General features: G+C 60.3%; 10 protein-coding genes. 3 read left to right on the top strand and 7 right to left on the bottom strand.

All coding sequences use genetic code 11. The features are described from left to right. The first annotated feature begins 256 nt into the window (after positions 1–256). Positions 257–1,579 (top strand): putative porin, encoded by a 1,323-nt coding sequence (locus AACY19_RS20765; protein ID WP_339453489.1) that lies wholly within the window; start codon positions 257–259, stop codon positions 1,577–1,579. Positions 1,580–1,690: 111 nt separating this feature from the next. On the opposite strand, the gene AACY19_RS20760 is transcribed toward AACY19_RS20765, so the two are convergent. The 5 genes from AACY19_RS20760 to aceK all read right to left on the bottom strand — a co-directional run bounded on the left by AACY19_RS20760 (position 1,691) and on the right by aceK (position 9,766). Next, positions 1,691–1,930: an anti-sigma factor family protein gene (locus AACY19_RS20760; RefSeq protein ID WP_339453487.1), complete on the bottom strand. Its 240-nt coding sequence runs from the start codon at positions 1,928–1,930 to the stop codon at positions 1,691–1,693. Beyond that, on the bottom strand, positions 1,924–2,538 hold the full coding sequence (locus tag AACY19_RS20755) for an RNA polymerase sigma factor (protein ID WP_339453485.1): 615 nt from the start codon (positions 2,536–2,538) through the stop codon (positions 1,924–1,926). Before AACY19_RS20755 ends, AACY19_RS20760 begins: the two co-directional genes overlap by 7 nt. Before the next feature lie 96 nt (positions 2,539–2,634). Further along, positions 2,635–3,756, bottom strand: coding sequence for a beta-ketoacyl-ACP synthase III (locus AACY19_RS20750; RefSeq protein WP_339453483.1), 1,122 nt, complete (start codon positions 3,754–3,756; stop codon positions 2,635–2,637). A gap of 240 nt (positions 3,757–3,996) precedes the next feature. Then, positions 3,997–7,908 (bottom strand): ATP-dependent RNA helicase HrpA, encoded by a 3,912-nt coding sequence (gene hrpA / locus AACY19_RS20745; RefSeq protein ID WP_339453481.1) that lies wholly within the window; start codon positions 7,906–7,908, stop codon positions 3,997–3,999. A 136-nt stretch (positions 7,909–8,044) separates the two neighbouring features. Beyond that, the gene (gene aceK, locus AACY19_RS20740) at positions 8,045–9,766 is read right to left on the bottom strand and encodes a bifunctional isocitrate dehydrogenase kinase/phosphatase (protein WP_339453545.1); all 1,722 of its coding nucleotides are present in this window, start codon (positions 9,764–9,766) and stop codon (positions 8,045–8,047) included. A gap of 260 nt (positions 9,767–10,026) precedes the next feature. Between aceK and AACY19_RS20735 the strand changes: the two genes are divergently transcribed. Together AACY19_RS20735 and AACY19_RS20730 are read left to right on the top strand one after the other, a co-directional pair. After that, positions 10,027–11,799, top strand: coding sequence for a methyl-accepting chemotaxis protein (locus AACY19_RS20735; protein WP_445262318.1), 1,773 nt, complete (start codon positions 10,027–10,029; stop codon positions 11,797–11,799). A gap of 85 nt (positions 11,800–11,884) precedes the next feature. Further along, positions 11,885–12,793, top strand: a complete 909-nt coding sequence (locus AACY19_RS20730; protein ID WP_339453477.1) for a DMT family transporter — start codon at positions 11,885–11,887, stop codon at positions 12,791–12,793. A 118-nt stretch (positions 12,794–12,911) separates the two neighbouring features. Here AACY19_RS20730 and AACY19_RS20725 read toward each other — a convergent pair whose 3' ends face one another. Then, positions 12,912–13,775, bottom strand: a complete 864-nt coding sequence (locus tag AACY19_RS20725; protein WP_339453475.1) for a DMT family transporter — start codon at positions 13,773–13,775, stop codon at positions 12,912–12,914. Positions 13,776–13,870: 95 nt separating this feature from the next. Then, positions 13,871–14,035 carry a hypothetical protein gene (locus AACY19_RS20720; protein ID WP_339453473.1) on the bottom strand — a complete coding sequence of 55 codons (165 nt, stop codon included), beginning with the start codon at positions 14,033–14,035 and terminating at the stop codon, positions 13,871–13,873. Positions 14,036–14,181 lie beyond the last annotated feature (146 nt).

Here is a 14,181-nt window from a genome sequence, read left to right as displayed (position 1 = left end):
ACGCCTCGCGAGTATCCCCTATCGCCGCGCATTGCACACGACTCATCGGGCGACAGCGCTCTAGATCAATAGTTCAGGGGTTTTCTGCATCGTCATCAACCTGCCATCACTGTGCCACCGCTCTGTCATAAAGCATCGCGATACTGGCGCCTGTTTTTAGAGCGCCGGGTTCTAACCCGGACACTGTTTTCCGACCTTCAACCGTCGGTTGTGCCCAGGATGGTTCAGCCATCCCCTCTCATCTTCGGAGATTGCTATGCGTCTTGCTTCCACGAAAACTGCGGCGGCCCTGTGCGGTGGCCTGTTACTGGCCATGAGCGTTCCGGCCAGTGCTGCAGTCGACGCCAAACTGCTCGACATGCTCAAGGCTAACGGTTCGATTTCCCAGGCGCAGTACATAGAACTGCAAACTGAACTGGCCAAGGATCAGAAGGCTCAGCAAATCGCGCAGCAGGCGCAGCAAGAGACCAACGAACAAGTCGCCGCCGTTGCAAAGAAAACCAACGAGCAAAGCGTCTTCGACCAGAAACTTGCCTGGGCCGCCAAGACCCAGTTCAAGGGCGATGTCCGTATCCGCCAGGAAACCATCAAGATCGACGGCGAACCGAACAACGGCGGCCGCGACAAGGATCGCCAGCGCATCCGTGCCCGTCTGGGTGCCTACACCGAGATCAACCCGCAAGTCGATACCGGCATCCGTATCGCCACCGGCGGCGGCGACGATGCCCGTTCGACCAACCAGGACCAGGACAACTACTTCGACAAGAAGCAGATCTGGCTGGATCTGGGCTACATCGACTACCACCCTGACCAGATCAAGAACCTGCACATCATCGGCGGCAAAATGCTTCAGCCGTGGGTCAGCATGGGCGACGTGATCTGGGACGGCGACATCAACCCGGAAGGTCTGGCCGTGACCTACAAATACCCACTGGGCAGCAGCGCCGAACTGTTCGGCAGCCTGGGTAACTACAACCTCAAGGACAACGTCGACGGCGATGGCGTGCAATTTCGTCATGACCTGCGTCTGACGGCCGGCCAGTTGGGTAGCCGCTTCAACATTACCGACAACCTGAAACTGACTCTGGGCGGCAGCGTCTACGCCTATCAGAACGACGAAGACAGCCGTTGCACCGGAACTTCGACACCGTGCGCGCTGGCGGTCAACGGCAACTCGGCCAACAACGAATTCCGTCTGTATGAAGGGTTCAGCCAGGTCGACATCGGCGGTCTGCCAATGCCCCTGTCGTTCTACGGTCAGTACGTGAAGAACAACGATGCCGTGACCGATCAGGACACCGCGTGGCTGGTCGGCGCCAAGTCGAAAGTCTTCGGCCTGAACCTCGATTACAACTACCGCGACGTGCAGCGTAACGCCGTGGTCGGCGCCTTCACCGACTCCGACTTCGCCAACGGCACCACCGGTTCCCGTGGCCACAAGTTCAAGGTCGGTTACGACATCGACAAGAACTTTGCCATTGGCGCCACGTACTTCCTGACCAAGGCGGATTTCTCCAGCCGTACTCAGCGTGATGCCGACACCAACACCCTTCAACTGGACGCAGAAGCGAAGTTCTAAAACGCTTCACCCTTTAGCCCGGTGCGGGCGGGACGATCCCCATCATCCGTTCGCTCCATCCGCACCGTGCTATTCCCTTTGCAGCAGCTGTCGAGTGAAACGAGGCTGCGTCTACAAAGAGCGGTCTTCACGGCGTTGCTCGGCCAAACGCTCGGCCAGGGCGTCCACACCCTCCTCCGGTTTCTCCGGCATGGCCTTCAACGTTGCCTGCATCAGTTTCATCTGGCGCATAAACCGTCGGCAATTGGGGCAGAACATCAAGTGATGCCGCACCATCAGCTTTTCCCGAAAGCTCAACTGGCCATCGAGATAATCGCTGGAGCGCGCCACTTGCTCTTTACAGGTCAGCATTCCCCGGTCTCCTCAAAATGCTCCACGGTGGCGAAGACTTTCAGCCGCGCACGATGCAGCAGCACACGGACATTGGAGAGCGAGATCTCCAGAAGATTACAGATTTCCTCCAGCTCCAGCCCCTGACGTTCGCGCAGCAGCAAAACACTGCTTTGCAGCTCCGAGAGGCTGAGCAAGGTGTGCTCCAGGCAGTCACGCAGTTCTCCCTCGGTGAGCAACGCTTCGGGAGTGTCCTGGTGCCAGGCGAATGGTGCGATCAGCCAATGGCCATCACCGGAGGAAAAGCGGTCGTCATCGATACTGCCGTGGGGCGACGGCAGGTCATCCATCAACACTTCGCGGCGATTCTGCTTGTAGCGACTTTTCGCCGAGTTGGCGGTGATGGTCAGCAGCCAGGTCTTGAGACTGGAACGTCCCTCGAAGCTGCCGAGGTGGCGAACCACGGAAAGCCAGGCGTCCTGCACCACTTCTTCGACGTGACGCTGACCGACAATCGCATAAGCCACGGCGCGCATGGCGCTCTGGTAGGTGCTGACCAGTTCCTTGAAAGCCTTCTGCTCACCGGCCAGCAGGCGTTCGAGCAGTTGGGTGTCGTCAGTTGCGGCCATGCATTACCTCTCTGAAAGCAAAAGATCGCAGCCTGCGGCGGTGCCTGCAGGGATCAGTGCAGGCGCTGCCGAAGGCTGCGATCTTCCAGAACGCGATCAACGTTTACGCAAAATCACGCTGCCAATCGAATAACCGGCGCCGAACGAACTCAGCACGGCCAGCGAACCGGCAGCCAGATCGTCCTGGTATTTGTGGAAGGCAATCACGGAACCGGCGGAGCTGGTGTTGGCATAGGTGTCGAGAATCACCGGGGCTTCTTCTTCAGTGGCTTCGCGGCCCAGCAGCTTGCGCACGATCAGGTGGTTCATGCTCAGGTTGGCCTGATGCAGCCAGAAGCGCTTAACATCGCCAACATTCAACTGGTTCTCTTGCAGATGCTCACCGATCAGCTCGGCGACCATCGGGCAAACATCCTTGAACACCTTGCGGCCTTCCTGCACGAACAGCTTGTCGCGGGCACCAATGCCCTCTTCCGCCGCGCGGTTGAGGAAGCCGAAGTTGTTGCGGATGTTGTTGGAGAACTTGGTCAGCAGTTTGGTGCTGACCACGTCGAACTGGTGCGCGGACGTTGCCAGATCGGCGCGCTCGATGATCACTGCCGTGGCGGCATCACCGAAGATAAAGTGGCTGTCGCGGTCGCGGAAGTTCAGGTGACCGGTGCAAACTTCCGGGTTGACCATCAGGATCGCCCGGGCCTGTCCCAGTTGCACGCTGTTGGCGGCGGCCTGAATGCCGAAGGTCGCCGAGGAGCAGGCGACGTTCATGTCGAAACCGAAGCCTTGAATGCCCAGGGCTTCCTGGACTTCGATGGCGATGGCCGGGTAGGCGCGCTGCAGGTTGGAGCAGGCAACGATCACGCCGTCGATGTCGGCGGCGGTTTTGCCCGCACGCTGCAGGGCCTGTTCGGCAGCGCCGATAGCCATCTGGCAGAGTACCGACCATTCGTCGTTGGAGCGCTCCGGCAGGCGCGGTGCCATGCGTTGTGGATCGAGGATGCCGTCCTTGTCCATGACAAAGCGGCTCTTGATGCCCGAGGCTTTTTCGATGAAGGCTGCGCTGGATTCGGTCAGGGCCTGGACTTCGCCGCTGGCGATGGCGTCGGCGTTGTCCGCGTTGAACTGCGCGACATAGGTATTGAAAGACTGCACCAGCTCTTCGTTGGAGATGCTGTTGGCCGGGGTGTACAGGCCGGTGCCGCTGATGACGACGTTATGCATGGTCGTTTCTCTAATCTGTTCAGGCAGAAAGTGCTGGAACCGTCGTACCAACACACAAAGGGTCTATTCCCATCAGGGGGACGCAAACCTGGCATCGCTTTATTCCGTCGCGCGACCCGACCAAAGGCTCTGGGTCGCGAAACCGGCGTTTATGGTCGCGAAGTTTGCCATAAACGTGGACTTTTGGCGCCTTTCTAAAGAACAACACCTCCCCCTTGTGGGATTGTGTATGGCTGCAGATCAGGGCTCGACCTGACTCCACTGCTTGTTCAGGCGTTTGTCGGAAATCGGCGCTTTCGTGCCCAACTGCTGGGCGAACAGCGAAACCCGGTACTCCTCCAGCCACCAGCGATACAACTCCAGCTGCGGATCACGTTTGCCTTCCTGGGCATGTTTGGCCGCGCGCGCCTGGTATTGCGCCCAGAGCCCGGCGAGTTCGCCGCTCCAGACGCGATCCTTTTGCACCTGCGCGCCGAGTTTCTCGAATCGCTGTTCGACCGCTTTCAGGTAACGCGGCAGTTCCTTGAGCCATGGCATCGGCGTTTCCCGAACAAACCCCGGATAAACCAGATTGTTGATCTGCTGCTTGATGTCGTTCAAAGCCACGGCTTGGGCCAGATCGATCTTGCCCTTGAAGCGCTTCTGCAAACCGTGCCACAGCTTGAGAATTTCCAGGGTCAACCGCGCCACGCGTTCGGCATGCTCGGTCCAGCTGCCGCGTTTGCGCTCAGCCAGTGCCGCCAACCCGGCGCCGTCACGGGGCAACGGGTCTTCGCCTTCAAGAATGCAGCTGTCGAGACTGGCCAGCAAAATGTCTTCGACCAATGCATCGACGCGGCCCAACTCGCGATAGAGCAGGCCCAGTTCAGTCTGCCCCGGCAACTTGCTGCGCAGGAATTTGGCCGGCTCGGCCAGTTGCTGCATCAACAGCCGCTGCAACGCGCGGCGATGCTGGAACTCGGCCTCGGCCGGTGTCGAGAAGCGCCCCTCCTTGACCGTGCCGCCCTCTTCGACCAGCGCCGGATAGACCGTCATCGACAGTCCGGCGATCTTCTGTTGTGTCTTTTGTGCCACCGGCGCAAACACCTTGGCCTCCACCGGCTGCTGGCTTTTCGCACTTTGCGGCACCGCCAACGCCGCTTGACTGGCCTCGGCAAACCGCGCGGTCAGTTCGGCCAGATCGCGGCCTTCACCCAGGAATTTGCCCTGGCCGTCGACGATCTCGAGGTTCATCCGCAGATGACCTTCGACGCCCTGCTCAGCCTCCCCCCACGCCTCATCGCTGACCCGCGCACCGGTCATGCGCAGCAGCTCGCGACCCAGCGCTTGCGGCAATGAACCTTCGGCGAAGGTCATGCGTTGCAGCGCGGCTTTGATGAAGTCCGGCACCGGCACGAAGTTCTTGCGCAGCGCTTTCGGCAAGTTGCGCACAAGGGCGATGCACTTGGCCTCGATCAGCCCCGGCACCAGCCATTCCAGGCGCTCCGGCGGCAGCATCGGCAACAGCGGCGCGGGCACGCGCAGGGTCACGCCGTCGCGCGGGTGATTGGGTTCGAAGTGATAGCTCAGCGCCAGTTCCAGATCGCCGATGTGCAGGGTATCCGGGTAATCGCGCGCGGTGACTTCACTGGCCTCGCGGGCGAGCACGTCTTCTTCGCGCATGATCAACAGTTGCGGGTTCTTCTGGCTGTTGATGCGGTACCAACTGTCGAAGGTTGCGGTCTGGTGAATCTCCGCCGGCAAGCGCGCATCGTAGAACGCGTACAGGGTTTCTTCGTCGGCAAGAATGTCGCGTCGACGGGCCTTGGCTTCCAGTTCATCGAGCTGTTCGAGCAGTTGTTGGTTCGCGGTGAGGCATTTGGCTCTGGACTGAATCTCGCCGCGCACCAGAGCTTCGCGGATGAACAGCTCACGGGACACCACCGGATCAACCGGGCCGTAATGCACCGGACGGCGACCGACCACGATCAGCCCGAACAGGGTGATCTGCTCGTAAGCCACGACCTGGCCGCGCTTCTTCTCCCAGTGCGGTTCGAAGTGGTTTTTCTTGATCAGGTGCCCGGCCAGCGGTTCGATCCAGTCGGCGTCGATCTTGGCGACCATGCGCGCGTAAAGCTTGGTGGTTTCCACCAGTTCGGCGGTCATCAGCCACTGCGGACGCTTCTTGCCGATGCCCGACGACGGGTGAATCCAGAAGCGCCGCTGACGGGCGCCAAGGTAATCGCCGTCCTCGGTTTTCTGGCCGATCTGGCTGAGCAGGCCGACCAGCACTGCTTTGTGCAGTTTCGGATAATCCGCCGGCTCCTTGTTCAGGCTCAGTTGCATGTCGCGGCAGATCAGGCTCAATTGGCGATGGGAATCGCGCCACTCGCGCAGGCGCAGATAGTTGAGGAAATTCTTCCGGCACCAGTTGCGCAGCGGGCTGGCGGTCAGCGCCTGGCGCTGCTCTTCAAAGCCGCGCCACAGATTGACCAGGCCGGCGAAGTCGGAATCGACGTCCTTCCATTGCGCGTGGGCCTGATCAGCCGCTTGCTGGCGCTCCGGTGGGCGCTCGCGCGGGTCCTGAACCGACATCGCGCTGGCGACGATCAGCACCTCCTGCAAGCTGCCGAGCCTGGCCGCTTCGAGCAGCATGCGGCCCATGCGCGGGTCGACCGGCAAGCGCGCCAGTTGTCGACCGATGGGCGTCAACTGGCTATTGCGATCCACCGCCGAGAGTTCTTGCAGCAGGTTGAAACCGTCGCTGATCGCCTTGCCGTCCGGCGGCTCGATGAACGGGAATGCAGTGATCTCGCCAAGGCGCAAATGCAGCATCTGCAAGATAACGGCGGCGAGGTTGGTGCGCAGAATCTCCGGGTCGGTGAATTCCGGGCGCCCGTTAAAATCCTCTTCGCTGTACAACCGGATACAGATACCCGGCTCGACCCGGCCGCAGCGACCTTTACGCTGGTTGGCGCTGGCCTGGGAAATCGCTTCGATGGGCAGACGCTGGACCTTGGCGCGATAGCTGTAACGGCTGATGCGCGCGGTGCCGCTGTCGATCACGTAGCGGATGCCCGGCACGGTCAGCGAAGTCTCGGCGACGTTGGTCGCCAGCACCACACGGCGACCCGGGTGCGACTGGAAAATCCGCTGCTGTTCGGCCGGCGACAGGCGCGCATACAGCGGCAGGATTTCAGTGTGTTTGAGTTGGGCCTTGCGCAGCATGTCGGCAGCGTCACGAATCTCGCGCTCGCCAGGCAGGAATACCAGCACGTCTCCCGGACTGCGGCGTTCACTGCGCTCATAAGCTGCGATTTCGTCGAGGGTGGCGAGGATCGCTTGATCCACCGTCAGGTCATCCTCGACGCGGTTGCCCTCCTCGTCCTGTTCCAGGGTCAACGGGCGATACCAGGTGTCCACCGGGAAGGTGCGACCGGATACCTCGACAATCGGCGCATCATCGAAATGCCTGGAGAAACGCTCCAGATCGATGGTCGCCGAGGTGATGATGACCTTCAGGTCCGGGCGACGCGGCAGCAGGGTTTTGAGGTAGCCGAGCAGGAAGTCGATGTTGAGGCTGCGTTCGTGGGCTTCGTCGACGATGATCGTGTCGTAGCGTTCGAGGTAGCGGTCGTTCTGGGTTTCCGCCAGCAGGATGCCGTCGGTCATCAGCTTGATCAGGGTGTTGGAATCACTCTGATCCTCGAAACGTACCTGGTAGCCGACCAGCGAACCGAGCGGCGTGCCGAGTTCTTCGGCGACCCGACTGGCGACGCTGCGGGCAGCGATTCGACGCGGCTGGGTATGACCGATCAGACCGTGCTGCCCGCGACCGATTTCCAGGCAGATCTTCGGCAGCTGGGTGGTTTTACCCGAGCCGGTTTCGCCGGCAATGATCAGGACCTGGTGCTGCTCCAGCGCTTTTTTGATTTCGTCGCGCTTGGCGGCAATCGGCAAACTATCGTCGTAACGAATCACCGGCAGACTGGCTTTGCGGGCCAGCACCTGATCACAGGATGCCTGCATGCGCGCGACCCACTGGGCCATTTTGGCCTCGTCAGGTTTCTTGCGTAGCTCAAGCAACTGCCGCCGCAGCCGATGGCGGTCGGCGAGCATGGCGTGGTCGAGGTTTTTCAGCAGTTTGTCGATGGAAGGTGATTCGTCGGTCATCGGGTACGCAATTCGGTCGTCTGTTTATGCAGGGGGCCGATTGTCGCAGAAAAGCAGCTACAAGCGGCAAGCTACAAGCCGCAAGTTCAAAGCGGCTTCTCACTTGTAGCTTGCAGCTTGGTACTTTTAGCTGCAGTTATTCGTTATCCAGGCCCTTGCGCCGATACGGGAACACGTCGATGACCTTCCCCGCGCGAATCGCTTCCTGCAAACCCTTCCAGTAATCGGCGTTGTACAGCTCGCCATGCAGTTGATCGAACAGTTTGCGTTGCGCCGAATCAGCAAACAGGAACGGCGGAAACTCTTCCGGAAACACATCCAGCGGCCCGATCGAGTACCACGGTTCCGAGGCCATCTCGTCCTCCGGTGTGCGCGGTGCGGGGATATGGCGGAAGTTGGCTTCAGTCAGGAAACAGATCTCGTCGTAGTCATAGAACACCACGCGCCCGTGGCGGGTGACACCGAAATTTTTCAGCAACATGTCGCCGGGAAAAATATTCGCCGCCGCCAATTGCTTGATCGCCAGGCCGTAATCCTCCAGCGCCTCGCGCACCTGTGCGTCGTTGGCGTTTTCCAGATAGAGGTTGAGCGGAGTCATTCGCCGCTCGGTCCAGCAGTGGCGGATCAGCACCGTTTCACCCTCGACCGACACCGTCGACGGCGCCACATCGAGCAATTCTTCAAGACACGCCGGATCGAACTTGCTCAGCGGAAAACGGAAATCGGCGAACTCCTGGGTATCGGCCATGCGCCCGACCCGGTCGACACTTTTTACCAGTCGGTACTTCTCGATCACCGTCGCGCGGTCGACATTTTTCGACGGCGAAAACCGGTCCTTGATGATTTTGAATACCGTGTTGAAACCCGGCAGGGTAAACACGCTCATGACCATGCCGCGCACACCGGGGGCCATGATGAACTGGTCGTCGGTATTGGCCAGATGATTGATCAGCGCCCGGTAGAACTCGGATTTGCCGTGCTTGTAGAAGCCGATCGAGGTGTACAGCTCGGCAATGTGCTTGCCCGGCAGGATGCGCCGCAGGAAGCCGATGAACTCCGCCGGCACCGGCACGTCGACCATGAAGTACGAACGGGTGAAGGAGAAGATGATCGACACATCGGCTTCGTCGGTGATCAGCGCGTCGATCTGAATCCCGCGCCCTTCGCGGTGCAACAGCGGAATCACCAGCGGCCATTGCTCGTCACGGGTGTAGATGCGCCCGACGAGGTACGCGCCCTTGTTGCGGTAAAGCACCGAAGAAAACAGCTCGACGCTGAGTTCCGGGTCCTTGCACACCCAGTCCGGCAGGTTTTCCCGCAGTTGCGCTTCGAGGCGCAGCAGATCGCCGGGCAAATCGGCGTAATCCTCGCTGAAACGATAGTCGGCAAAAATGCTCGCGAGCATCCCCGACAATTGCCCTTGCGGCTTGTAGGTGCGGGTCTGCGCGGCCCTGGCGCGGCGCAGGCTCGGGCGCGTGGTGTGGATGAACATGCAGCCGTCGCTGATCAGGTCATGACTGAACAGCCCGCAGAAAATCGAGTTGTACCAGGTCTCGGACAGTTCATCGTCGAAGCGCAGGTCGATGACGCTGATGTACGCGCTTTTCACCAGCGGCCAGCAACTGACATTCATCAGCGTTTCGTCGTCGAAATGCTCGCGCAGGCGGGCGATGGTTTCGCCGACTTTTTCTTCATAGAGATTGATTCGCGCTGCCGAGGCGGTTTGCGTTTCCTGCCAGCGCGCCTGCTCGAAACGCTCCCGGGCACCGTCGGTGATCCGGCGGAAATGCTCGCGGTAATCGTCAAAGCCATCGAGGATCATGCGGGCGATGTCGGTGGCTGGCCATTGCTGCGGCATAGATGAGACCTCTGCGTGCATGTGGAAATCTGTGCCTGAGCTTAGTCACGGAAACGCATGCAGGTGAAGCGCAATTTCTGCCAAATCTGCGTCAGGCTTGTACGCGACACAGTTATTTGCAAAGTTTTTTTAATCGACCGTTCGGTCAGTAAACCACCTGAGAAGTCCACTCCCCAACGCCGCGCCAGCCCGCGTTTTTTCAAGGCCTGCGATCCATTCGCCGCGCCAGCGCTCTATGACGCGGATGTCACGAAATAAGCATGCCGCTGCGAGTGTCTGCTGAAACGATTCAAGATTGGTCTTACCAAAATAGTGGCACTTTGATATACAGCCCGCCATCACTCCCCTCACAACAAGATCCTCGCTCACGAGGGCGACCTCTCCCTCAAAGATCAAGGAGCACATTGATGTCTATCCGGAGCCTGCGCATCGGTTTGCGCGCCAGTTTGAGTTTTGCCGTGCTGGCCGGGTTGCTAATGGTGGTCGGCCTGTTCGGCCTGGGCCAGATGAAAACCCTGCGCGAGAGCGCCGCGGTGATTGAAGAGTCGTGGATGCCGAGTATCGAGAGCATTCACGATGCGGCGACCAATATCGCCACCATCCGCCTCGAATCCCTGCGCCTGATCACCAGTACCCAGCCGGCGGTGCGCGACAGGAGCAAAAGCATCATCAAGGCGCAGCGCGAAGAATTGCTCAAGCGTCTCGGCGACCACAAGACCCTGCTCACCAGCGATAAGGAAGCGGCGATGCTCGTCAGCCTGAATGCCGACATCGCCAGGTACATGGGCCTCCTCGAGCAGATCATCGTCCTGATCGATGCCGGGCAAAGTGAACAGGCCTATGCACGCCTGAACAACGAGCTGGCCCCCCAGGGCTCGGTGCTCGACAAGGCCCTTGAGCAAATGATCGCGCTCAACCAGCAAGGCGCCGACGCTGCCGCCAAGTCTGCGGCAGCGATGTATCAGCAGGCGCTGTGGATCGTCGGGACGATCATCGTCATCGCGCTGATCGCCACCCTGCTGCTGGCCTGGCAATTGACCCGCAGCATCACCACACCGATCAATCAGGCGCTGACCGTGGCGCGGCGAATCGCTGCCGGCGACCTCAGTGGCCAGATCGTCAGCAGTGGCAAGGATGAAGCGGCGCAGTTGCTCGACGCATTGGCCGACATGCAGGGCAATCTGCGCTCGACCATTCGCGGGATCAGTGAGTCGGCGCAGCAACTGGCCTCTGCCGCCGAAGAAATGAGTTCGGTCATGGAGCAAAGCACCCGTGGCCTGCAACAGCAGAACGACCAGATCGAACAGGCCGCTACCGCAGTCACCGAAATGAGCACGGCAGTAGACGAAGTGGCAGCCAACGCCGTCTCCAGCGCCGAGGCGTCCCAAGCGTCGAACGAAGACAGCAAGCACGGCCATGTGCAGGTCAGTGAAACCATCAGCTCGATTCAGGAACTGGTCAGCGCAGTGCTCGGTGCGTCCGAGCAAGCCGAGGGCCTGGCCACTCAGGCGCAGGACATCAGCAAAGTGCTGGAGGTGATTCGCGGGATCGCCGGGCAAACCAATCTGCTCGCGCTCAACGCGGCGATTGAAGCGGCGCGCGCCGGTGAGGCGGGACGCGGGTTTGCCGTGGTCGCCGACGAGGTGCGTTCGCTGGCACAACGCACGCAGAATTCCACCGAAGAAATCGAGCTGATGATCAACAGTATCCAGCAAGGCACCAGCGCCACCGTCGGCGCCCTGCAAAGCAGTGCCGAGCAGGCTGGACAGACCCTGCGCCGGGCCAACAGCGCCGGCCAGGCGCTGGAGAAAATCACCGCATCGATTTCGCAGATCAATCAGCGCAATCTGGTGATCGCCAGTGCCGCCGAGCAACAGGCACTGGTGGCTCGCGAGGTTGATGAGAATCTGGTGACCATTCGCGATCTGTCGACGCAAACCGCTGCCGGCGCCACCCAGACGTCGGCCGCGAGCCAGGAACTGTCACGTCTGGCGGTCGATCTCAACGGGCTGGTCACGCGTTTTGTGATCTGAGCCCGCAGTTCAATGCCCCAATAGCGGTTGCCATCGACAAGGCACTCGGCAACACTCTCGTCCCGATCAAGGAAGGAGACCCGCCGTGAGCCCTGTCGATATTTTCCGTATGTTGTCGCTGGCTGCCATCTGGGGCGCGAGTTTTCTGTTCATGCGTGTGATTGCGCCGGTGATCGGCTCGATCCCGACGGCGTTTTTTCGCGTATCGATCGCCGCCGCCGGGCTGCTGGTGATTCTTGGGCTGATGCGTATCAGTCGGGATTTCAAAGGCAAACTGAAAACCGTGATGCTGCTGGGCGTGATCAATTCCGGGCTGCCGGCAACGCTCTATTCAGTCGCCGCGCAAGTGCTGCCCGCCGGCTATTCGGCAATATTCAATGCCACCACACCGTTGATGGGCGTGCTGATCGGCGCGTTGTTCTTCAGTGAGAAACTCACTGTCGCCAAGTTCAGCGGCGTGTTTCTCGGCCTGTTCGGCGTTGGCGTGCTGACCCGTGCCGGTCCCGTGGCGTTCGATCTGCAACTGCTGATGGGCGCCCTCGCCTGCCTCCTGGCAACGACTTGCTACGGTTTTGCCGGGTTCCTCGCGCGGCGCTGGCTGGATCAGGCCGGCGGTCTCGACCCACGCCTGTCGGCACTGGGCAGTATGCTCGGGGCGACGTTGTTCCTGTTGCCGCTGTTCGGCTACAGCGTAATCACCGCGCCACCGGTCAGTTGGGGCGGCTGGAGTGTCTGGCTGTCGCTGCTCGGTCTGGGCCTGGGGTGCACGGCGTTTGCGTACATCATTTATTTCCGCTTGCTCAGTGCCATTGGTCCGGTGAAATCGATGACCGTGACCTTCATGATTCCGCCGTTCGGCGTGTTGTGGGGGGCGCTGCTGCTGGATGAGCCATTATCGATGGCGCATGTGTATGGCGGGGTGCTGATTGCGGCGGCGTTGTGGCTGGTGTTGAAGCCTGCGACGGTGAAACCCGCCGAGGTGTCAGCGCGCTGATTGCGGAGTTGCTGAGCAAGTCTTCGCGAGCAAGCCTGCTCCCACATTGGGAATGCGATCCCCTGTGGGAGCGGGCTTGCTCGCGAAGATGACGGCACACTCACCGCCCCTCTATCGGCTAACGGGTTTTACGAAATACAAACGCCAATCCGACAATGATCAACGCCATGCCCAGCACACTCAACGCCGCCAGACGATTGCCGAAAATCAGGTAATCCAGCACCGCCGTCACCGCCGGCACCAGATAGAACAGGCTGGTGACATTCACCAGATTGCCCTGCGCGATCAGGCGATACAGCAACAGCGTCGCCAGCACCGACACCACCAGGCCCATCCACAACACCGGCACTATAAAACCGGCGCTGTGCTCGAAGTGGAACGGCTGGAACGGCACGAAGATCCCGCACAGCAGCAGCCCGGTCAGATATTGCACCGGCAGCGTGCCGAGGGGATTGTCGGTGATGCGCTTCTGCATGATCGAACCGCCCGTCATACTCCCCAGCGCCAACAAACCAAACAGTATTCCGGCCCACGACATCCCGGCCAGACCGATGCTCTGATAGACCACCATGATCAGCCCGGCCAGCCCCAGCGCCAGCCCGAACAGGCGACTCGCCGAACGCTGTCGTTCCATCAAGACCACGGTGAGAATCGGCTGAACGCCCATGAGGGTCGCCATCACCCCCGGGGTGACCTTGGTGTTCAGCGCCAGCAGATAGAAAATCTGATAGGCCCCCAGCAACACCACGCCCGTAGCCATTGCATACAGCATCGGCTTGCCGCCCTTGGGCAGCTTCAGCTTGAGCAACGGCGCCAGCAACACCAACCCGCACAGGGCAATGACAAAACGGATCAGCAGAAAGGCAAAGGGCGAAGCGTGGGCCAGGCCCCATTTGGAGAAGATCGCACCGCTGCTCCACAGCAGAACGAACAGGCTCGTGGACATCGCCGCGAGCGCGGATTTTTTCGACAGGACAAACATGAATACCACCTGTAGTCAGGCAAGAAGCCAACTCAGCCGAAGCTGAAATTCAGTAGGTTTTTCTGGCGGGCGCAGGGGTCAGCAACGAATGCCGATCAGCCCGAAACGCCAACGCCCGGCGGCGATACGAATGCGCACACCGGCGTGCTACTGACAGGTGGGGGGTAATGACTGATCTGCTTGGGCTGCTGATTCCCGCACGGCACGACGCCAGCGTTGACCGCTGAATCGACTACCGCGTTGATGAGGGATGCAGGCATTGGGGCAGATCTTTTTTGAGGGACTTGGAAGTGAATCGCCAGATTCACGAGCGCCGACTATAACCAGCGTGGGACATGGATTGCAATGAGTTGGGCAAAGGGCCGCTAGCGACAGATGGATGAGAGCTCATTAGGCTGCTGAGTAA

The organism is Pseudomonas sp. EA_5y_Pfl2_R50, assembly GCF_963970475.1.
In the GTDB taxonomy this organism is placed as follows: domain Bacteria; phylum Pseudomonadota; class Gammaproteobacteria; order Pseudomonadales; family Pseudomonadaceae; genus Aquipseudomonas.
The sequence above is the reverse complement of the archived record's forward strand: the minus strand, read 5'-3'. Positions and strand labels throughout refer to the sequence as shown.